Origin of the sequence: Georgenia ruanii (assembly GCF_009193175.1) — a bacterium.
Lineage (GTDB): Bacteria > Actinomycetota > Actinomycetes > Actinomycetales > Actinomycetaceae > Georgenia > Georgenia ruanii.
The window spans coordinates 30,916-51,508 of the sequence record NZ_VUKE01000018.1 but is presented as its reverse complement, the minus strand read 5'-3'; the positions used below and the strand labels follow the sequence as shown (position 1 = coordinate 51,508).

General features: G+C 77.3%; 17 protein-coding genes. 10 read left to right on the top strand and 7 right to left on the bottom strand.

Annotated elements, in window-relative coordinates; genetic code table 11:
- Nucleotides 1-6 precede the first annotated feature (6 nt).
- On the top strand, nt 7-1,347 hold the full coding sequence (locus tag GD880_RS16250; RefSeq protein ID WP_152232664.1) for a nicotinate phosphoribosyltransferase: 1,341 nt from the start codon (nt 7-9) through the stop codon (nt 1,345-1,347).
- Here GD880_RS16250 and GD880_RS16245 read toward each other — a convergent pair.
- Nucleotides 1,334-3,247: a heavy metal translocating P-type ATPase gene (locus tag GD880_RS16245; protein ID WP_226909736.1), complete on the bottom strand. Its 1,914-nt coding sequence runs from the start codon at nt 3,245-3,247 to the stop codon at nt 1,334-1,336. The genes GD880_RS16250 and GD880_RS16245 overlap by 14 nt on opposite strands.
- Before the next feature lie 182 nt (nt 3,248-3,429).
- On the opposite strand from GD880_RS16245, the gene GD880_RS16240 reads away from it, so the two are divergent.
- The 5 genes from GD880_RS16240 to GD880_RS16220 all read left to right on the top strand — a co-directional run bounded on the left by GD880_RS16240 (nt 3,430) and on the right by GD880_RS16220 (nt 6,198).
- Entirely contained in the window at nt 3,430-3,663 is a 234-nt protein-coding gene (locus GD880_RS16240; protein ID WP_152232663.1) for a hypothetical protein, read from the top strand.
- Nucleotides 3,664-3,729: 66 nt separating this feature from the next.
- Entirely contained in the window at nt 3,730-3,948 is a 219-nt protein-coding gene (locus GD880_RS16235) for a DUF1918 domain-containing protein (protein WP_152232662.1), read from the top strand.
- Nucleotides 3,949-4,947, top strand: coding sequence for a zinc-dependent alcohol dehydrogenase family protein (locus GD880_RS16230; RefSeq protein WP_152232661.1), 999 nt, complete (start codon nt 3,949-3,951; stop codon nt 4,945-4,947).
- A 140-nt stretch (nt 4,948-5,087) separates the two neighbouring features.
- Nucleotides 5,088-5,621, top strand: a complete 534-nt coding sequence (locus GD880_RS16225; protein WP_226909747.1) for a flavodoxin domain-containing protein — start codon at nt 5,088-5,090, stop codon at nt 5,619-5,621.
- Nucleotides 5,622-5,712: 91 nt separating this feature from the next.
- Nucleotides 5,713-6,198, top strand: a complete 486-nt coding sequence (locus GD880_RS16220; RefSeq protein ID WP_152232659.1) for a flavodoxin domain-containing protein — start codon at nt 5,713-5,715, stop codon at nt 6,196-6,198.
- Nucleotides 6,199-6,234: 36 nt separating this feature from the next.
- On the opposite strand, the gene GD880_RS16215 is transcribed toward GD880_RS16220, so the two are convergent.
- The 3 genes from GD880_RS16215 to GD880_RS16205 all read right to left on the bottom strand — a co-directional run bounded on the left by GD880_RS16215 (nt 6,235) and on the right by GD880_RS16205 (nt 8,260).
- Entirely contained in the window at nt 6,235-7,032 is a 798-nt protein-coding gene (locus tag GD880_RS16215) for an aldo/keto reductase (protein WP_152232658.1), read from the bottom strand.
- Between the two features lie 74 nt (nt 7,033-7,106).
- Nucleotides 7,107-7,787, bottom strand: a complete 681-nt coding sequence (locus tag GD880_RS16210) for a hypothetical protein (RefSeq protein WP_152232657.1) — start codon at nt 7,785-7,787, stop codon at nt 7,107-7,109.
- Nucleotides 7,784-8,260 carry an OsmC family protein gene (locus GD880_RS16205; protein WP_152232656.1) on the bottom strand — a complete coding sequence of 159 codons (477 nt, stop codon included), beginning with the start codon at nt 8,258-8,260 and terminating at the stop codon, nt 7,784-7,786. Before GD880_RS16205 ends, GD880_RS16210 begins: the two co-directional genes overlap by 4 nt.
- A 95-nt stretch (nt 8,261-8,355) precedes the next feature.
- Here GD880_RS16205 and GD880_RS16200 point away from each other — a divergent pair, with 95 nt between their 5' ends.
- Together GD880_RS16200 and GD880_RS16195 are read left to right on the top strand one after the other, a co-directional pair.
- A complete protein-coding gene (locus tag GD880_RS16200; protein WP_152232655.1) occupies nt 8,356-9,798 on the top strand; it encodes a glucose-6-phosphate dehydrogenase in 1,443 nt (480 codons plus the stop codon).
- Between the two features lie 280 nt (nt 9,799-10,078).
- Nucleotides 10,079-13,690, top strand: a complete 3,612-nt coding sequence (locus GD880_RS16195) for a proline dehydrogenase family protein (protein ID WP_152232654.1) — start codon at nt 10,079-10,081, stop codon at nt 13,688-13,690.
- A gap of 54 nt (nt 13,691-13,744) precedes the next feature.
- On the opposite strand, the gene GD880_RS16190 is transcribed toward GD880_RS16195, so the two are convergent.
- Nucleotides 13,745-14,239 (bottom strand): DUF2505 domain-containing protein, encoded by a 495-nt coding sequence (locus tag GD880_RS16190; RefSeq protein WP_152232653.1) that lies wholly within the window; start codon nt 14,237-14,239, stop codon nt 13,745-13,747.
- A 155-nt stretch (nt 14,240-14,394) separates the two neighbouring features.
- Here GD880_RS16190 and GD880_RS16185 point away from each other — a divergent pair, with 155 nt between their 5' ends.
- Entirely contained in the window at nt 14,395-15,846 is a 1,452-nt protein-coding gene (locus GD880_RS16185) for a sensor histidine kinase (protein WP_425552173.1), read from the top strand.
- 167 nt (nt 15,847-16,013) lie between these two features.
- Here the strand turns inward: GD880_RS16185 and GD880_RS16180 are convergent, their stop codons facing one another.
- The gene (locus GD880_RS16180) at nt 16,014-16,262 is read right to left on the bottom strand and encodes a WhiB family transcriptional regulator (protein ID WP_152204242.1); all 249 of its coding nucleotides are present in this window, start codon (nt 16,260-16,262) and stop codon (nt 16,014-16,016) included.
- A gap of 244 nt (nt 16,263-16,506) precedes the next feature.
- On the opposite strand from GD880_RS16180, the gene GD880_RS16175 reads away from it, so the two are divergent.
- Nucleotides 16,507-16,944: a hypothetical protein gene (locus GD880_RS16175; protein ID WP_152232652.1), complete on the top strand. Its 438-nt coding sequence runs from the start codon at nt 16,507-16,509 to the stop codon at nt 16,942-16,944.
- On the opposite strand, the gene GD880_RS16170 is transcribed toward GD880_RS16175, so the two are convergent.
- Nucleotides 16,905-20,546: an FtsK/SpoIIIE domain-containing protein gene (locus GD880_RS16170; RefSeq protein ID WP_152232651.1), complete on the bottom strand. Its 3,642-nt coding sequence runs from the start codon at nt 20,544-20,546 to the stop codon at nt 16,905-16,907. The two genes, GD880_RS16175 and GD880_RS16170, sit on opposite strands and share 40 nt — an antisense overlap.
- Nucleotides 20,547-20,593: the final 47 nt, after the last annotated feature.

The window sequence follows — 20,593 nt, the reverse complement described above, 5'->3', positions numbered from 1 at the left end:
GGGGCGATGCTCGTCACCGACCTGTACGAGCTGACCATGGCGGCGATCTACCGTCGCCGGGGGATGGAGGCGGCGGCGACCTTCAGCCTGTTCGTCCGCACGCTGCCGCCCGACCGGGGCTTCCTGGTGGCGGCCGGGGTCGACGAGGCGGTGGGCCGGTTGCTCGCCTGGCAGGTCACCGACGCCGACACCCGTTGGCTCGCGACCCAGCTCGGCACGGGCGAGGACACCTTCGCCCCGCTCGCCGGCCTGTGCTTCACCGGGGAGGCCTGGGCGGTCCGGGAGGGCACGGTGGTCCTCGCCGGCGAGCCGCTCCTCGAGATCACGGCGCCGCTGCCCGAGGCCCAGGTGCCCGAGTCGATGCTGCTCAACGCCGTCACCTACCAGACGGCGCTGGCGAGCAAGGCGGTCCGGTGCGTCCTGGCGGCCCGCGGCCGGCCGGTGGTCGACTTCTCGCTGCGCCGGGACCACGGCCTCGAGGCGGCCACCGCGGCGGCGCGCGCGGGCGCCCTCGCCGGGTTCGCCGCCACGAGCAACGTCGCCGCCGCCCGCCAGCTCGCCCTGGCGGCCACGGGGACGATGGCGCACTCCTACGTGCAGGCCACCGGCGACGAGCGCGCCGCCTTCGAGGCGTTCGCGGCGGCGTTCCCGGCGAGCCCGACGTTCCTCGTCGACACCTACGACACGGCCGGCGGGGTCCGCGCGGCGGCCGCGGTCATCCAGGCGCGGGGGCTGGCCGAACGGGCCGCCGTCCGGCTCGACAGCGGCGACCTCGCCGCCGAGGCCCGCCTCGCCCGGCGCCTGCTCGACGACGCCGGGCTGCCCGCCGTGCGCATCGTCGTGAGCGGCGGCCTGGACGAGCTCGCCGTCGACGACCTGGCTGCCCGCGGCGCCCCGGTAGACGTCTTCGCCGTCGGCACCCGCGTGGGCACCGCGGCCGACGCGCCGTCGCTGGACTCCGCCTACAAGCTCGCGCAGTACCACGGGCGACCCGTCACGAAGCTCTCCGCCGGCAAGGGGTACCCGCCCGGCCCCAAGCAGGTGTGGCGCCGCCCCGGCGCGGCGGACGTGCTCACCCCTCGCGACGACCAGGGCCCACCGGGGGCTCGGGCGCTGCTCGAGCCCGTCGTGCGCGGCGGCCGGCGGCTGCGCCCCGCCGCGACGCTCGCCCAGGCCCACGCGCGGCTGGCGGAGGGCCTGGCGTGGCTGCCGGGCGAGGCGAAGCGGGTCCGCGACCCGGTCCCGGCCGTGTGCGTCACCGGCGAGCGGCTGAAGCGGCTCCACGAGGAGGTGCGGGCGGGCCTGCGGACGGCCTCGGCGCCCCCGGCCGCGGTCACCCCCGGCTGAACCCGCCCGCGGGCACCCGGAGCGGGGCGGGCAGGGGGAGGGGCTCCGCGGCGCGCTCCTCCCGGCCCGGGCGGGAGGCCAGCAGCGCCCAGAGGATGCACGCCAGGTCGACAGCCTCCTGCAGCCACGCCCCGACGATGGCCGGCAGCAGCCCGAAGGCGGCCACCACCATGAGCGCCATCGACAGACCGACGCCCAGGCCGATGGCCTGCCAGGCCACCCGGAGGGTGCGCCGGCCGATCCGGACCGCGCGGACGGTGCGGGAGAGGTCGTCGAGCATGACCACCACGTCCGCCGACTCGCTCGCCGCGGTCGAGCCCTTCGCGCCCATCGCCACCCCGATGTCGGCGACGGCGAGCACCGGGGCGTCGTTGACGCCGTCGCCGACCATCATCACCGGGCGGTCGGTCACCGCGCGCACGGCGTCGACCTTGTCCTGGGGGAGCAGCCCCGCCCGGACGTCGTCGATGCCGATCCGGCCGGCGATGTGCCGGGCGGTGGGCTCCGCGTCGCCGGTGAGCATGAGGGTCGAGCGCACCCCGCTGCGGTGCAGCGCGGCGAGGGTGGCGGGGGTCTCGGCGCGCACCTCGTCCGCCAGGGCCACCACGCCGGCGTAGCCGCCGTCCACGCCCACGTGCACCCCCGTCTGCCCGGGGGCGAGCGGGGCGCCGGCGACGTCGGGCGCGGCGGAGCGGACGAACCCCTGCTTGCCCACGACGACGGCGCGGCCACCCACCGTGGCGCGCACCCCGTGGGCGGTGTGCTCCTCGGGGTCCCGCGCCGCGGGGACCGGCAGCGCCCGCTGCCGGGCGGCGGCGACGATCGCGGCGGCGAGCGGGTGCGCGGAGTACTGCTCCACCGCCGCGGCCAGGGCCAGGACCTCGTCGGCCCCCCAGCACCGGGCCGGGTGGACCGCCGCGACCACGGGGACCCCGTGCGTGAGGGTGCCGGTCTTGTCGAAGGCGACCGTGCGCACCCGCGCGAGCTGCTCGAGCGTGCCGCCGGACTTGACGATGATCCCGGTCTTGGCCGCCCGGGACATGCCGGCCATGAACGCGACCGGGGCGGCGATGATCAGCGGGCACGGCGTCGCGACGACGAGCACCTCGGCGAAGCGGGACGCCTGGCCGGCGACCGCCCACGCCACCGCCGCGATGCCCAGGGCGACCAGGGTGAAGGGCACGGCGACCCGGTCCGCGAGCCGGACGAACGGCGCCCTGGAGGCCTGCGCCTCCTCCACCAGCGCGACGATGGCCTGGTACTGCGACTGGGCGGCGGTGGCGGTGGCCCGCACCCGGACGGCCTCGCCGCCGTTGACCGAGCCGGACAGCAGGGCGTCGCCGCGGCGGTGCTCCACCGGCAGCGACTCCCCGGTCACCGAGGACTCGTCGAACGCGGCGTCGGCGGTGAGCAGCTCGCCGTCGACCGGGACGAGCTCGCCGGGCCGGACCCACAGCTCGTCCCCGGGGCCGATCTCGTCGATCGGCACGTCGAGGGAGCCGCCGTCGGGCCGGACCCGGTGCGCGACCCGTGGCACCCGCGCGAGCAGGTCGGAGAGCTCCCGCCGGGCGCGGCCCGCGGCGTAGGCCTCCAGCGCCTCGCCCCCGGAGAGCATGAGGCACACCACCAGGGCCGCCCAGTACTCCCCGACGAGGACGGTGGAGACGACGGCGAGGACGGCCAGGAGGTCGACGCCGTAGGTGCCGGCCCGCAGGTCGGCCACCATGCCGCGGGACTGGCGCAGCGCGACGACGAGCGCGTACACCGACAGGACGACCCGGGCCGCCGGCGCGGCCCCGGTCAGCTCGAGGACACCCCCGACGGCGCCGACGGCCAGGGTCGCGGCCACCACCGGGTAGCTGCGCGCCGCCCGGCCCACGGCGGCCATGGCGCCGGTCATGCAGCCAGCATGACCCGCCCCCCGGAGCGGGGGAAGGGGCCTTCGACCCGGCCGGCGGGCCGCAAGACCCTTCCCGCCGCCGACGGGTGGGAGGACCATGAGGACGACGGCCGGCACCGGCACCGGCGCCGGCCCCGGCGGAGGTGACCGATGGACGTCGCTGTCGTGGCACCCTGCCGGCGGTGGAGGGGGAGTGGCGCGCGGCCGCCCTCGACACCCACCTGCCCTCCCCGCTCTCGGGCGGCGCGAGCCATGGCATCGCCCGGGGTCTGCGGCGCCACGGCTCCACCCTCGTGGGTGACCCCGAGCGGTTCGTCGTCGAGGACGTCGAGGGGCCGCTGCGGGCGGGCGAGCGGGAGCGGGCCCGGGCCTGGGGGCAGGACCTCGCCCGCCGCGCCGGCCAGCCGCAGCGGTGAGGGCGGCCGGGGTGCGGTCGGGGCGACGCCGATGACTGCGGCGGGGGCGTGCGCGAAGGGACGGCGATGACGCCGGCCGCGCCGGGGGACCGGATCGTCGTCCAGGCGGTGCGCGTGGGCGGGCCCGAGTGTGACGGCGAGGTGCTGGAGGCCCGCGGACCGGGCGGCACGGCGCCCTACCTCGTGCGCTGGTCGGACACCGGTCACGTCTCGCTCCTCTACCCCGGGCCCGACGCCGTCATCCACACCGCCGCCGGCGTCGAGCACCAGCGGGCGGAGGCCTGAGTGCGCGCCTGGGTGGTCGCCCGGCCCGGCCCGGTCGCCACCGGACCGCTGGAGTGGACCGAGCTGCCCGACCCCGAGCCGGGGCCCGGGCAGGTGCGCCTCGTCGTCGAGGCGTGCGGGGTGTGCCGCACGGACCTGCACCTGACCGAGGGCGACCTCGCCCCGCGCCGGCCCCGCACGGTCCCCGGGCACGAGGTCGTGGGCCGCGTGGACCGGCTCGGCCACGGCGCCGGACGGTTCGCGGTGGGGGACCGGATCGGGGTGGCGTGGCTGCGCGGGACCTGCGGCCGGTGCCGCTGGTGCCGCTCCGGACGGGAGAACCTGTGCCCGTCGGCCCGCTTCACGGGGTGGGACGCCGACGGCGGGTTCGCCGAGCGGGCGGTCGTGGACGAGCGCTTCGCCTACCGCGTCCCCGACGGCGTCCCGGCCACCGCCGCGGCCCCGCTGCTGTGCTCGGGCATCGTCGGCTACCGGGCCCTCAAGCGCGCGGGCCTGCCGCCCGGCGGGCGGCTGGGGCTGTCGGGGTTCGGCGCCTCCGCGCACCTGGTGGCGCAGGTGGCGATCCGGCAGGGCGCCGTCGTCCACGTCATGACCCGGTCGCCGGCGGCCCGCCGCCTGGCGCTCGACCTCGGCGCGGCCTCGGCGGTGGGCGCCGACGCCGCGCCGCCCGAGCCGCTGGACGCCGTCATCCTCTTCGCGCCGGTCGGCACGCTCGTCCCGCCCGCGCTGCGGGCCCTGGACCGCGGCGGCGTCTGCGTCATCGCCGGCATCCACCTCACCGACATCCCGCCCCTGAGCTACGAGCGCGAGGTGTTCTACGAGAAGGAGATCCGCAGCGTCACCGCCAACACCCGCGTCGACGGCGAGGAGCTGCTGCGCCTGGCGGTCACGCTGGACCTGCGGCCGACGACGACGGTCCGGCCGCTCGCGGCGGCCGCGGACACCCTGGCCGACCTCGCCGCCGACGCCTACGAGGGCGCGGCCGTGCTGGTGCCCTGAGCACCGGGAGGGCGTGCCCGGCCCGACCCGCCCGAAGCCGGGGGCGCGTTCGGCCTCCGCGAGCGGGCCGGGGCGGGCATCGTGGGAAGTGGGCGCGCCGCGGGCCCGGCGCGCAGCGACGCCGGGGAGGGGTGAGCGAGATGCCGGTGCTGGTGGCCTACGGGAGCAGGCAGGGGGCGACGCGGGGCATCGCGGACCGGGTGGCGGAGGTGCTGCGCGCGGCCGGGCAGGTCGTGGACGTCCGACCGGTGGGCACGGTGGGGGACCTGTCCGGGTACGACGCGTTCGTCGTCGGAGGGTCGGTGCACCTGGGGCGCTGGCATCCCGAGGTCGTCGCCTTCCTGCGTGCCCACATGCACGAGCTGCTCTACCGCCCCGTGTGGCTGTTCAGCAACGGACCGACGGGCGCCGGCACCGGCGGCGCGGCGCGGGAGGACGGCGGCGCCGCGGCACCGGAGGACCTCGCCTCGATCGCCGAGACCCTGCGGCCGCGCGACCACCACGCCTTCTCCGCCGCCCTGCCGTCCGGCGACGTCGGCCCGCCCGGGCGGGCCGGGCGCGCGCAGCCCGGGGAAGGCCCGCGGGCGGGCGAGGAGGCCGCCGACGTCGACGAGGTCGAGAGCTGGGCACGGGAGATCGCGCGGGACCTCGCCGCCCCCTCGCCGGGCCTGTGAGGCCCCTCGCCCGCCCGCGCACGGGCGGAGCACCCTGGCGCGGACGTCTGCGCCGGGAGGATGCTGGGGGTGGCACCGGGGAGGTGCGGCGATGAAGGTCCTCGTCACGGCCGCGAGCCGGCACGGCTCCACCGCGGAGATCGCCCGGACGGTCGCGCGCCACCTCGCCGACGCGGGCCACGACGTGGACTACCGCCGGGTCGAGGACGTCGACGAGGTCACCGCCTTCGACGCCGTCGTCCTCGGCAGCGCCATCTACGCCGGCCGGTGGCTCAAGAGCGGGTACGACTTCGTCGAGCGCCTCGGCCCCGAGCTCGCCGCGCGCGAGGTGTGGCTGTTCTCCTCGGGCCCGCTCGGCGACCCCCCGATGCCCTCCGAGGACGTCGACATCTCCTCCGTCATGGTGACGACCGCCGCGCGCGGGCACACCGTCTTCCCCGGCTGCCTCGACAAGCACAAGCTCGCCTACGCCGAGCGCGCCGTCGCCCGGGCGCTGCACGCGCCGGTGGGCGACTTCCGCGACTGGGACGCCGTCGCCCGCTGGTCGCGGCACATCGCCGCCGAGATGAGCAGCTGAGCGGGCGGCCGGGGCCCGCGCCGACGGTACCGGTGGTCAGCGCCGGGTCTGCCCGAGCCCGTCGAGGGCCGCCATCTCCTCGTCGGTGAGCGCGAAGCCGAACACGTCGGCGTTCTGCGCGATGCGCGCGGGCGTGACGGACTTGGGGATGACGACGAAGCCGTGCTGGACGTGCCAGCGCAGGACGACCTGCTGCGGGGTGACGCCGTGGGCGTCCGCCACGGCCCTCAGCGTCGCGTCCGACATGCGGGTCCGCTTGAAGGGGCTGTAGCCCTCGAGGACCACCGCCCGGGAGCGCAGCGCGTCGACCACGGCGGGGTCGTAGTCGGGCAGGCTCCACGGGATCTGGTCGATCGCGGGCGTCACGCCGGTCGCCGTCACCAGCTCGTCGATCTGCGCGGCCGAGTAGTTCGACACCCCGATCGCCCGGGCCCGGCCCGCGGCCTGCGCCTCGATGAACCGCTCCCAGGTCTCCGGCCGCGCGCGCCCCTGCGGCGGCCAGTGCACCAGCCAGAGGTCGACGTGGTCCAGTCCCAACGCCCGCAGCGACGCCTCGAGGGTGGCGGCCTCCTGCCCGGCCCGGTCCGGCGGGAGCTTGGTGGTCACGAACAGCTCCTCGCGAGCCACGCCCGAGTCGGCCAGGGCCCGGCCCACGTCGCGCTCGTTGGCGTACATCGTCGCGGTGTCGACGTGGCGGACCCCGGCGTCGAGGGCGGCCCGGACGGCGTCGTAGGCCTCGGCGCCCCGCGCCTGCCACGTGCCCAGCCCCAGCACGGGGATCTCGACGACGCCGCCCGGCGCGGTGAGGGGGACGGACGGGACGGGGACGCTCACGTGCCCATCGTGCCGGACCGGGCCCGGTGCGGCGCGGGGGCGGGCGGCCGGGGCGGCCGACGCCGGCGGCCGGGTCAGCGGGCCGGCTCGAGGTCCGCGGTGAAGCGGGCCGGCGGCGGCCCGAAGGCCTCGTGCACGCCGTCGACCACGTTCTGCCCCATGCCCCGGGTGCCGACGTAGCCGATGACCGCGCCGACCCCGAACGGCACGAGGCGCCCGAGCGCCAGCGCCCCGCCGCGCGCGAACCCGAAGCGCATGAGGCGCCGGGCGAGCAGCTTGTTCACCGCCCGGATCCGCCCGATCGGGAGCTTGGTGAGCAGGGTCCGCGCCCAGTACAAGGTGCCCAGGCCGACCTGCCCGGAGACGATCTCGGCGCCCTCCTCGCCGAGCAGCGACGCGGCGAGGAGCGTCCGGCGCCTCTCGACGTCGTCGACCTCGACCCCGTGGACGGTGGCCACGGCCATGGCGAAGGTCGCCGACGAGATGAGGAAGGAGGCCACCTGGCCTGCGGTGAGCACCACCGCGGTGCCGGTGCCGACCGCCGGCACGGTCGCGGCCGCCCCGACGCCCCCGCCCAGCAGGGCGGACCGCCGCAGGTAGCGCCGCTCGAGGAGGCCGATGAGCTCGGCCGGCGTGGCACCCGGGTGCTCCTGCCGCAGCTCGAGGGCCACCTCGTGCCCCTTCGAGCGGCGCACGGCACGGTCGAGCAGCCGTTCGAGCGGCGACCCCGGGCTGGTGGCCGTCGTCGTGCTCATCCGGCCGCCTCGTCGGTGAAGACGATGGTGTGCGAGGCCCCGGCCTCGAGGGTGCGCCCGACCGTGCACTGCCGCTCGATGGCGATCTCCGCCCGCTCGAGCGTCTTGGCCCGCGCGGCCTCGTCCAGGCCCGACAGGTCGGTGACGATCTCCACCGTCATCGACTCGTAGCGGTTCTCCTCCTGGTTCTTCGCGTTCGAGACCCCGACGACGGCGCGGAAGTCGGGGCCCAGGGCGTGCGCCAGGCGGTGGTCGGCGGACAGCGCGCTGCAGGCCGCGAGCGCGATCTGGAGCAGCTCGCCGGGCGAGAACACGCCGTCGTCCTTGCTGTCGCCGATGAGCACCTGGGCGCCGCGGGTGTTGCGCCCGGTGTAGGTGCGGGTGCCGGTGCGCTCGGCCCACAGCGCCGGCGAGGGGGAGGCCTCCAGGTCGGGGGAGGCGGCGGACTTCAGGTCCGGGTCGACGTCGGTCATGGCCTGATCGTCGCACGTCACCGCGGCGCCGTCGCTCGCAACCGGGGGGCGGGGGTCGGCGCGCCCGGAACGCGGGGGCCGCGTAGGTTGCGGGCATGCCGCACACCCCGTCGTCGACCACCCAGCAGCTGCCCGACGCCGCCGTCATCGTCCTGTTCGGCGCCACCGGCGACCTCGCCGGCCGCATGGTGCTCCCCGCGATCGTCGAGGTGCACGAGCGGGGCCTCATGCCGCGGGCGTGGCGCATCATCGGCTGCGCGGCGGACGAGCTCGACGATGAAGGATTCCGCCGGCACGTCGACGAGGCGGTCGCCCGCCGCGGCGGCGGACTGCCGGACGACTGGGCCCACATCCGCGGCAACGTCCGCTACTGCGCCGGGACCTTCGGGGTCGACAACCCCGGGCGGCTGCCCGAGGTGCTGGGGGAGGTGCGCGAGGAGCTGCGCCGGGAGACGGGCGGCGAGCCGGTGGTCATCCACTTCCTCGCCGTGCCGCCGGTGGCCTTCGCCCCCATCACCCGGGGGCTGGGCGCGCACCACCTCGCCGACGGCGCCCGGGTGATCTTCGAGAAGCCGTACGGCACCTCGCTGGAGTCCTTCGAGAAGCTCGACGCCCTGGTCAAGGAGGTGCTCGCCGAGGAGCAGGTCTTCCGCATCGACCACTTCCTCGGCAAGGAGGGCGTGCAGACGATCTACGTGCTGCGCTTCGCCAACCAGCTCTTCGGCTCCGAGTGGAACCGCTCCAGCATCGAGCAGGTGCAGATCGACGTGCCCGAGGACCTCGACGTCGCCAACCGGGCGACGTTCTACGAGGCCACCGGCGCCGCCCTCGACATGCTCGTCACCCACCTCTTCCAGGTCGCCAGCCAAGTGGCCATGGAGCCGCCGATGGACCTGCGCGACCCCAACAGCGTCCTGCAGGCCCGCGAGGCCGTGCTGAAGTCCTTCCACCCGCTGGACCCGAAGGAGGACGTGGTCCTCGGCCAGTTCGACGGTTACCGCGACATCCCCGGCGTCCCGGACGACTCCACCCAGGACACCTTCGTCGCCGCCCGGCTGTGGGTCGACACCGAGCGCTGGCGCGGCGTGCCCTTCCTGCTGCGGACCGGCAAGCGGATGGCCACCAAGCAGCAGCGCATCACCTTGGTCCTCCGCCCGCCGTTCGGCCCGCTCGCCCACGAGCTCAAGGTGCCCAACACCGTCGAGATCGACTTCGCCGGCGAGGGCGAGGTCGCGCTGGGCATGACCGTCAAGACCCCCGGCCCGGACCTCACGTACTCCTCCGGGCGCGCCCGGCTCAACCTCGACGACGTCGTCGGCGGGGAGGGGCTCTCGCCCTACGCCTCGCTCATCAACGACGCCCTCGTCGGGGACCGGTCGCTGTTCACGACGGCGGAGGGCCTGCGGGCCGCGTTCACCGCGTTCGCGCCGCTGCAGGGACCGGACCGACCCGCCCCGTTGCCCTACCCGCCCGGCTCCTGGGGGCCGGAGGAGGCGCGCCGCCTCGCCGCGCCGCACCGGTGGATGCTGGGCGAGTAGCGGCGCGTACCGGTCCGCAGATCCCCCGAGCACGTGTTTCGGGGGTGTAACGTACGTCACGCACCTGGCTCAACGGCGAGCCAGGGCATCACTGCCCCCGGCCCCGGCCGGGACCCAGCGTGCAAGAGCGCAGATGACAGGCCCGCTGCGGGTGCCCGACCCATGCGCGCGTGGCAGGGTGCCCAGTACCGTGGATCGCGACACGCCGACCCGGCCGGCGCACCCCGCGGGCCGTCGGCAGCGGCGAACCCCGCCGCCCGTCTGGTGAGGAGGCCACCCCATGACCACCCAGCACGCTCCTACCTCCGCCGCCGACGACGTGCCGCAGGGGCGCCGGACGCGCGCCGCGGACGTGGTGCGCGACGACGTCGGGGCGCTGGTGGACGACGCCGTCGCGCTCGGCCGCCGCTGGTTGGCGGCGACCGAGGCCGGACAGACCGACGCCGAGCGCGTCGCGACCACCCAGCTGGCCGGGCTCGTCGGCGACCCGGAGGGCCTCGACCTCGCGGTGCGCTTCGTCGACCAGGTCGCGCGGCCGGAGGACTCCCGGGTGGCCGCCAAGGAGCTCGCCGGCATCTCGGCCGGCGCCGCGGGCTTCCTGCGCCCCACGGACCAGGCGCTGCTCGCCGTGGGCGCCCGGGTGGCGCGGCTGGCCCCGGGCGTCGTGGTGCCGCTGGCCCGCAAGCGGCTGCGCCAGCTGGTCGGCCATCTGGTCGTCGACGCCCACGACCCCGCGCTGGCCGAGCACCTCGCCCGCGCCCGGGAGCAGGGCTTCCGGCTCAACATCAACCTCCTCGGCGAGGCCGTGCTCGGCGAGGCCGAGGCGACCGCCCGCACCGAGCGCACCCTCGCGCTGCTCGCGCGCGAGGACGTCGACTACGTCTCCATCAAGGTCTCCTCCCTCGTCTCCCAGATCTCCACCTGGGACACCGAGGGCACCTGCGCGCGGGTGCTGCGCCGCCTGCGGCCGCTCTACCAGGCCGCGCGGGCCCGCTCGCCGCACGCGTTCGTCAACCTCGACATGGAGGAGTACCGCGACCTCGACCTCACCGTGGAGGTGTTCACGGCGCTGCTGGCCGAGCCGGAGCTGCGCGACCTCGAGGCCGGCATCGTGCTGCAGGCCTACCTGCCCGACTCGCGCGCCGCGCTCGAGCGACTCATCGCCTTCGCCGAGAAGCGGGCGATGGCCGGCGGGGCGGGCATCAAGATCCGGTTCGTCAAGGGTGCGAACCTGTCGATGGAGCGCGTCGAGGCCGAGCTGCACGGCTGGGCGCAGGCGCCCTACGCCGACAAGGCCGAGGTCGACGCGAACTACCTGCGGCTGATCGAGCGGACCCTGCGGCCCGAGCTCGCCGGTGTGGTCCGGCTGGGCGTGGCGTCGCACAACCTCTACGACGTGGCGCTGGCCCACCTGCTCGCCGAGCGCCGCGGCGTGGGCGCCTCGCTCGACGTCGAGATGCTCCAGGGCATGGCCCCGGCCCAGGCGCGGGCGGTGCGCGACACCGTCGGCGCGGTCATCCTCTACACCCCGGTGGTGGCGCCGGAGGACTTCGACGTCGCCGTCTCCTACCTGGTGCGCCGGCTGGAGGAGAACTCCCAGTCGCAGAACTTCCTCCACGCGCTGTTCGCCGGCGACGGCGTCGGGCCGGCGGGCGGCGACGGCGTCGGGCCGGCGGGCGGCGACGGCGTTGGGCCGGCGGCCGGGGACGGCGCGGGGCCGGCGGGCGCGATGGCGGACCAGGAGGCCCGGTTCCGTGCCTCGGTCGCCGCGATGGCGACCGTGCCCGCCGAGCCGCGCCGCACGCCCGAGCACCCCCGCGCCGGCGAGCGCTTCGCCAACACCACCGACGCCGACCCCGCGCTGCCCGCCGTGCGCGCCTGGGCCGGGGACCGGGTCACCGCCCGGCCCGCGCCGCCGAGCTCACCGGTGCTCGACTCGCCGGCGGAGGTGGACCGCGTGGTCGCCGCCGGACGCGCCGCGCAGCCGGCCTGGGCCGCGCGCAGCGGCGCCGAACGCGCCGCCGTCCTGCGCGCGGCCGCCGACGAGCTCGAGGCCCGCCGCGGCGATCTGGTCACCGTGATGGCCGCCGAGGGCGGCAAGACCGTGGCCGAGGCCGACCCGGAGGTCTCCGAGGCGATCGACTTCGCCCGCTACTACGCCGACCGGGCCGCCGAGCTCGCCCCGGACGCCGGGCACCTGTCCACCGACGGCGCAGCCTTCACCCCGTCGACCCTCACGCTCGTGACCCCGCCGTGGAACTTCCCCGTGGCCATCCCCACCGGCGGGGTGCTGGCCGCGCTGGCCGCCGGCTCCGCCGTCGTCATCAAGCCCGCCCACGCCGTCCCCGGCTGCACCGAGGTGGCCGCGGGGGCGGTGCAGGCGGCGCTCGCGGCCGCCGGGGCGCCGGCGGACCTGCTGCAGGTGGTGCGCACCGACGAGGGCGAGGTCGGCCGGGCGCTGGTGGCCCACGAGGGCGTGGACACCGTCGTGCTCACCGGCGCCATCGAGACCGCGCGGATGTTCGAGCGGTGGCGGGCCGAGCGGCCTGGCGGCCCGCGGGTGTACGCCGAGACGTCGGGCAAGAACGCCCTCGTCATCACCCCCGCCGCGGACTACGACCTCGCGGTGGCCGACCTCGTCAAGAGCGCGTTCGGCCACGCCGGGCAGAAGTGCTCGGCGGCCTCGCTGGTCATCCTGGTCGGCTCCGCCGGGCGGTCGGAGCGGCTGCGCCGCCAGCTCGTCGACGCGGTGCGGTCCCTGCGGGTGGGCTGGCCCGACGATCTGGGCGTGACGATGGGCCCGGTCATCGAGCCGCCCACGGGCAAGCTCGAGCGCGCGCTGACCACGCTGGAGCCGGGGGAGTCCTGGCTCGTCGAACCCCGCCGCCTGGACGAGACCGGCCGGCTGTGGGCGCCCGGGCTGAAGGAGGGCGTAGCGCCGGGCTCGTTCTTCCACCTCACCGAGTGCTTCGGCCCGGTGCTCGGGATCATGCGGGCCCGCACCCTCGAGGAGGCCGTCGCGCTGCAGAACGCCACCGCCTTCGGCCTCACCGGCGGCCTGCACTCCCTCGACGAGGACGAGATCGCCTCCTGGCTCGACCGCGTCGAGGTGGGCAACGCCTACGTGAACCGGCACATCACCGGCGCGATCGTCCAGCGCCAGCCGTTCGGTGGGTGGAAGGACTCCGCCGTCGGCCCCGGCGCGAAGGCCGGCGGGCCGAACTATGTCGCTCAGCTCGGCACCTGGGCGGCCGACGGCGTCCCGGGGCGCCAGGGCGAGCCCGCCCGGGAGGTGCGCCGCGCCCTGGCGGACTACACCGGGCTCATCACCTCCCAGGCCGACCGGTCCTGGTTGCGCGCCGCCGTCGCCTCCGACGCCGCCGCCTGGGCCGGCGAGCTCGGCCGGGAGGTCGACTGGACCGGGCTGCGCAGCGAGGAGAACACCTTCCGCTACCGGCCCGTGCCGGTGACCGTGCGGGCCGGGGTCGGCGCGAGCGCCGTCGAGCTCGTCCGCGTCCTGCTCGCGGGCGAGCTGGCCGGCAGCGAGGTCCGGGTGAGCCTGCACCCCGAGCTCTCCAACGCGCTCAAGGCGCTCGACGCCACGGGCGAGCCCGCCCGGCTGGGCCTGCGGCGCCTGGCCGCCCACGTCGACGCGGCCGAGTCGGCGGACCAGCTGATCGGCCGGGTCCGTCGCGGCGAGGTCACCGGGCGGGTGCGGGTCATCGGCGACGAGGCCGCGTCCCTGCCCGGTGCGCTCGCCGGGGAGGACGTCTCCCTGCTGACCCAGCCGGTGCTGGCGACCGGCCGACGCGAGCTGCTCACGGTGCTGCGCGAGCAGGCCATCTCGCTCACGCGGCACCGCTTCGGTCACCTGCCGGCCGAGCGCCACTGAGCGGCGGCGCGTCCGGCCGGCCTGCGCGGCCGGACGCGCCCCGTCTCCCGCGTCTCAGTGCTCGGCGAGGTACTCCAGGGCGACGCGACGCTCCACCTGGACGATCTTGTCCACGGCCGCGACCGCCATCTGCTCCATCTTCTTGCCGACCAGCGGGATGGAGGCGGTGACCTCGCCGTCGTAGGTCATCGTGCTGCCCGCGGCGGAGGGGGCCAGCTTCTGCGTGCCTCGCACCTTGGCCGGCACGCCCTGGATGTCGACGGTGAACGCGGAGGTCCGCACGCCGTCGGCGGCCGGGGCGGCCCACGCCTCCACCAGCGTGACGTTGAGCGAGCTGGGCGCGAACGACCGGAACTTCGGCGGCACCATCGTCGTGGGCATCTTCAGCTTCGTCGTGACCGTGAACGCCTCGCCGTCCCGGGTGACCTCGGTGGACTGCTCCAGCGGGCCGGTCGCCGCGGCACGGCGGCGGGCGAAGTCCTCGTCCGCGAGCATCGCGGCGACGGTGGTGGCGTCGGCGGGGTAGTCGGACGTGGCAGAGAAGTGCACGGTGCTCCTTCGGGGTCGTGGACGCCGGCGCGACGTGCGGGCCGGCGGGACCTCGACAGCGTAACCGGCGAGGGCGACCGAATCGGGGGCCGGGGGCCGGGCCGCGGGGTCGGCCCCCGGCGGGCCGGGCGTGGCGGCGGCACTAGGGTGGGGGCGTGCCCACCCTGGCGAACATGATCGCGGAGACCGTCGAGCTCGAGCCCCAGGACACCGAGTGGCTCCATCAGCTCGTCGGGGACTGGCAGGTGGTGGCGGACCTGGCGTTCGCCGACCTGGTGCTGTGGCTGCCGACGGGTGACGGCGGCTTCGTCGCCGCGGCGCACTGCCGCCCCTCGACGGCCGCGACCGTCCACTACGACGACATCGTCGGGCACCGCATCCCCGAGCAGCGCCAGGAGCTCCTGCGCCAGACCATGGTCGACGGCGGGATCCACCTGCGCGCCGAGCAGTCGCGCACCGCGTACGGGGTCCGGGAGGTGCTCGTCCCGGTCGTGCACGAGGGCCGCGCGCTCGGCGTCATGACGCGCGAGTCCAGCCTGCCGGCCACCCGCGTGCCCTCCCGCCTGGAGATCTCCTACACCGAGATCGCGGACATGCTCTGCGCGATGGTCTCCCGCGGGGAGTTCCCGCAGGCCGGCGCCCCCACCGGGTCCCGGCGCGGCGCCCCGCGCGTGGGCGACGGCCTGGTGCGCCTGGACGCCGAGGGCCGGGTCATCTACGCGAGCCCGAACGCGGTGAGCAACTTCCACCGGCTGGGCGTGATCGGGCAGCTGCGCGGGGAGGTGCTCGCCGAGGTCGTCACGCAGCTGCTGGAGGAGTCCTCCTCGGTGGAGGAGACCCTCGCCGTCGTCGTCATGGGCCGGGCCGCCTGGCGCACCGAGGTGGACGTCCGGGGGGTCACCCTGAGCCTGCGCGCCGTCCCGCTGACCGACCGCGGGGAGCGGCGCGGCGCCCTGCTGCTGTGCCGGGACGTCTCGGAGGTGCGCCGGCGCGAGCGCGAGCTCATCACCAAGGACGCCACCATCCGGGAGATCCACCATCGGGTGAAGAACAACCTGCAGACCGTCTCGGCGCTGCTGCGGCTGCAGGCCCGCCGCTCGGACAACCCCGAGACCAAGGACGCCCTCGAGGAGGCCGAGCGCCGGGTGTCCACGATCGCCCTCGTGCACGAGACGCTCTCCCAGAACATCGACGAGGTCGTCGACTTCGACGAGGTCTTCGGCCGGGTGCTGCGCCTGGCGGCCGACGTCGCCTCCCCGGACTCCTCGGTGCGCACGGTGGTGGAGGGCAGCTTTGGCCTCGTCGGCGCCGAGGCGGCGACCACCCTGGCGGTCGTGCTCACCGAGCTGGTGACCAATGCCGTCGAGCACGGCCTGCACGGGCGCACCGGCACGGTGACCGTGCAGGCCGAGCGCGACGGGTCCGAGCTGGAGGTCCGGGTGCACGACGACGGGCGGGGGATCGCGGAGGGCAAGGTGCTCTCCGGGCTGGGGACGCAGATCGTCAAGACCCTCGTCACGGGCGAGCTCGGCGGGTCGATCGAGTGGCGCGCCGTGCCCGAGGGCGGCACCGAGGTGATCCTGCACGCGCGTCAGCGGGAGCGGTGAGGACCGGTCGAGGCCCGTCCGGCGGGTGCGACCGGCCGAGACTCGCGCGCGGCCCGTCGGCCGCGGTGCCTGGGTCCACCACGACGCCGGCTCCCCGGCGGTGCCCGCAGACACGACGACGCCGCCGGTCTCCCGACGGCGTCGTGGTGAAGCGTGGGGCGCGGCGGTCAGCCGGCGCGGCGGGCGCGGGCGGTGCGCCGCTTGAGCGCGCGCCGCTCGTCCTCGCTCAGGCCACCCCACACGCCCGAGTCCTGACCCGTCTCCAGGGCCCACTTGAGGCAGGTGTCGACCACCTCGCACTTCCCGCACACGGCCTTCGCCTCCTCGATCTGCGCGAGGGCGGGGCCGGTGTTCCCGATGGGGAAGAACAGCTCCGGATCCTCGGTGAGACAGGCAGCGCGGTGACGCCAATCCATTCGGGGGCTCCTTCAGGGCACGCGTCGGGTCCGACTCCTCGGCACGGGGAATGGGGCCCAACTTCTTGGGGGGTTCTGCGGCTGACACCAAGGTTGGCACGGTCAAAGGTGCGACGACAAGAGGTTTCGGACAAGTGACTATCCGGTTACGGACGTGGCCTTCGTCACATGATATGGGGGCTCGTCCATCGCCCCAGGTCGGGGCCCCGCGGGCGGCCGCGGGGGCGCCGACTAGGCTCGTGGGGTGAGCACCACCCGCGACGCCTCCACCGCCCCCGAGGGCCACAAGCCGGTTCCCGCACCGCTCGCCGCCGCGCTGCTCGCCGTCGTGCTGGAGGCGGCGGCGCTGCTCGGCATGGCGGTGGCCTTCCTGCTCGACGTCGTGCGGGGCCTCGTCGTCGACGTCAGCACCACCGTCGCGATGGCGGTGTTCTTCGTCGGGCTGGCGCTGCTGCTCATCGTCGGCGGGCGGGCGCTGTGGCGGCGGCGGCGCTGGGGGCGCGGGCCCGTCATCACCTGGCAGCTGCTCCAGGCGGTCGTCGCCGTCGCCACCGCCGGCGCGCTGCCGATCTACCTCGTCGTGCTCCTCATCCTCGTCTCGGTCGGCGTCATCGTCGGGGTGCTCTGGCCGTCCTCGCGCGACTACGCCTCCCACACCGGCACGCCCTCGTTCCTGCCCTGAGCGGGTTCACCACTAGACACTCGGGCGACCTGGACGGGCACGACGACGCCGCGCTCGACGAGCGCCCCGCGTCCGGGGTGGAACGGCCGGGCAGGATCGGCCGCCGCGGCGACGTCGGCCGCGGTGAGCTGGGCGACGGGGATCGCCGCCGGGCGCAGCACCAGCAGCGTCGCGCCGCCGCGCCAGGTGGCCAGCGGCCCGCGGTAGGCCGCCACCACGGCGTCGACCCCGGCCGCCGCCAGGACGGCGCCGGGGTACGCGTGCAGCGCGGGCGCCGCCTCGTCCAGCGCCCCGGGCGGCCAGCCGTCGACGTCGTCGAGCACGAGCGCGTCGGCCCGCGGCAGGGCGCCGGGAAGCATCGGGGCGGCGGCGGTGCGGCCGGCCCGCCGCAGCTGGTCCCGCACCGTCGCCAGCGCCGTCGTGCGCCCGCTGCCCGGCGGGCCGACGACGAGCACGCGGGCGCCCGGCCCGCACGCCACCCGCACCGGGCCGCCGTCGTCGCCGCCGCGGCCCACGGCGACCTCGTGCCCCGACGGGGCGGGCAGGTCCGCCGCGGCGACGCCCGTCGGCAGCGGCGCGAGCCGGGGGACGCCCGGCACCGGCGCACCGGCCAGCCGCACCGGGGCGGCCCGAGCCAGCTGGACCACGGTCGCGGCGCCGGGCGCGAGGAGCACGCCGCGGCCGGCACCGGCGTGCGGCGAGCGCAGCGCGGCGGGCACGCCGGCGAGGAGCGCCTCGGTCTCGTCGCGCGGGGCCAGCACCAGGCGGGTGCGCACCGCCTCGACCCACCGGACGGTGGCCATCGACGGCGGGCCGGAGAGGGCCACGGCGAGCCCGACCCGGCCCGCGCCGCGCACGAGCCCGCCGAGCGCCGCCACGCCCCGACCCGGCCCGGTGAGGTCGAGCCGGTCGGCGACGACGTCGGCGTCGTCGACGACGAGCACCGCCGCGCCGGGGCGTCCGGACGCGAGCAGGCGGAGCAGCCGCGCCGCCCGCCGCGGGTCCTCGGCGCCCACGACCGTGCCGAGGGCCGGGCCGCGCAGGTCCGCGAACCGCTCCGGCGCCGCGGCCAGGACGTGCACCTCCACGCCGGCGCGCAGCGCCTGGGCGACGACGGCGCGCAGCGCCTCGGTCCGACCGGTGCGCGGCCCGCCGGTGACCAGCAGCGTGGCGCCGTCCCAGGTCCACACGCCCAGGCGCTGCTCGGCCGGCAGGTCGGTGCGGGCGAGCGGGAAGGCGAGCGCGGCTGGTGCTGGGTCGGCCGCGGCGGAGTCGGCCGCGGCCGAGCCGGTTGCCGCGGTGCCGGCCCCCGAGTCACCGGCGGTCGGGAGCGGCAGGTCCGTGAGCGCCAGCGCGGCGGGCAGCGGCTCGGCCCACGGCCGGGCGGGTGCCGTCCCGTGCCCGGCGCGACGCCAGGCCGACCGGGCGGCGGCGACGACGGTCGCCGCCAGCGCGCCGTCCGCGCCGACCCAGGGCACCTGGATCTCGCGCAGCGCCGCGGTGCGCAGGAGCGCCCGGCCGGGCAACGCCGGCAGCCGGGCGGCGTCGGGCACGGCCAGGACGTCGAGGGAGTCCGCGGCGTCCAGCACGCGCAGGCAGACTCGCGCGGTGAGGTTGGCGCGGATCTCGGGGGTGACGGCACCGGCGGGACGCTGGGTGGCCAGCACCAGGTGGATGCCCAGGGACCGGCCCTGCGAGGCCAGGCGGACCAGGTCGGAGAGTGCCGCCGGATGGGTGTCGGCGAGGGCCCGGAACTCGTCGACGACGACGAGCAGGCGCGGCAGCGCAGCGATGCCCCGCGCCGCGCCGCCCGGCGCGATGCTGTCCGGCGCGATGCTGTCCGGCGTGGCGTTGCCCGCCGCGGCGCGGTAGGCGGCGAGGTCGCGGGCGCCGGCGCCCGCCAGCACCCGCTCACGTCGGCGGACCTCCGCCCGCAGGCTGGCCAGGGCGCGGGTGGTCGCCGCCGGGTCGAGGTCGGTGAGCACCCCCGCGGTGTGCGGCAGCGCGGCGAGCACGTCGAAGGTGGCGCCGCCCTTGTAGTCGACCAGCACGAGCTGGAGGTCGCCGGGGGAGTGGCGCACCGCGAGGCCGAGCAGCCAGGCGAGCAGCAGGTCGGACTTGCCCGCCCCGGTGGTGCCCGCGACGAGGGCGTGCGGGCCCTCGGCCGCGAGGTCGAGCTCGACCGGCCCGGCGCGGTCGACACCGACGACGGCGGCCAGGCCGGGCGGCGGCGCCGCCCAGCGGCGCTCGAGGCGCTCGAGGTCGCCGAGCAGGCCGGCGAGCGGGACGCCGGCCGGGAGGCCGGTGCCCGCCGTCGGCGCCAGGACGGCGGTGACGGCGGCCAGCCACGCCGCGGTGACGGTCACGGCCTCGGCGGGTAGCGGGACGACGCGGGTGCACCAGGTGGGCACCTGCTCGAGCCGCTCGGCCAGGACCAGCACGGCGTGCCGCGCCGTCGGTGGGGCCGGCGGGGGGCCGCCGCCCGGCTCGGTGGCCGTCGGCGGGGGTGACGGGGCCGCCGCGGAGCTGACGCGCGATCGTGCGGGACCGGCAGCCGGGGCGCGCACGTCGAGGTGCCACGGGCCGGCCCGCGCCGGCGCGTCGTGACGGCGGCCGCCCGCCGGATGACCGGCGAAGGGCCAGTCGGGCGGCAGGGAGCACGACATCGCAGCCCCGTGGCGCACCAGCAGCTGGGCGACGACCCAGCGCCCGGCGCCGAGCACCCGCGCCGCCGGCCCGACGAGCGCCACCCGGTCGCCGCCGGCCAGCTCGATAGTGGGCACCTGGCGCCGCCTCCGCCGGCCCAGGGGCGGGCCCGGCTCGGGCCATCGACGCCGCGTGCCGGCGACGGCGACGCGCAGCACCTCGCCTCCCTCGGCCGTGACGGGGCCGGCCGCCGCGAGGAGGAGCAACGAGGCCGGGTCGGGCCCGGTCCGGCCGGCCCCCGCGCGGCGCCCGGCGCCCCACGTCCCCCGCCCGGGGACCCGCGCACCGGACCCGGGGCTTTCGGATGGCGCCCGCCGCGACCGCCGGCGCGCCTCGAGCACGGTGAGCAGGAGGGCGCCGGCGGGCAGGGCGAGCAGCGCCCACCGCCAGCCGCCGGCCCCGGACGAGGCGAGCAGCGGCGCGAGGCCGAGGCACATGAGGACCGGCATCGCCACCCGGAGAAGGTCCACGGGCACGCGGTCGTCGCCGGCCTGTAGGTCGGCGAGGGCGAGGCGGGTGGGGCGCGGGCGCACCTCCAGCACGGTGCCGCCCACGGCCAGGCGGGTGCCCGCGGGCACGGCGCGCCAGCGTCGCCCCAGCCGGCGCGGCCGGCGGAGGCGGCCCGGCGCGCGCCACCGGGTCCCGTTGGCCGAGCCGGCGTCCCGGACCTGGACCCGACCCCCACGGGTGCGGGCCTCCAGGTGGCGGCGGGAGACCGCGGGGTCCGTCAGGCCTGCGGTGCCGCGCCCGACGGTGGCCGGGCCCGGCGCCAGCGGCAGGCACCACCCGGTGTCCGGGCCGGCGACGACGGCGAGGTGCCAGGCGGCGCGCAGCGCCGCCGCGGCGAGGCCCTCACGGCCCGCCGGGTCGCCGCCGTCGTGCGGATCGCCGCCCACGTCGCCCAGCGTGCCCGACCCGCGTCGAGCGGTGGCGCGCGCCTGTG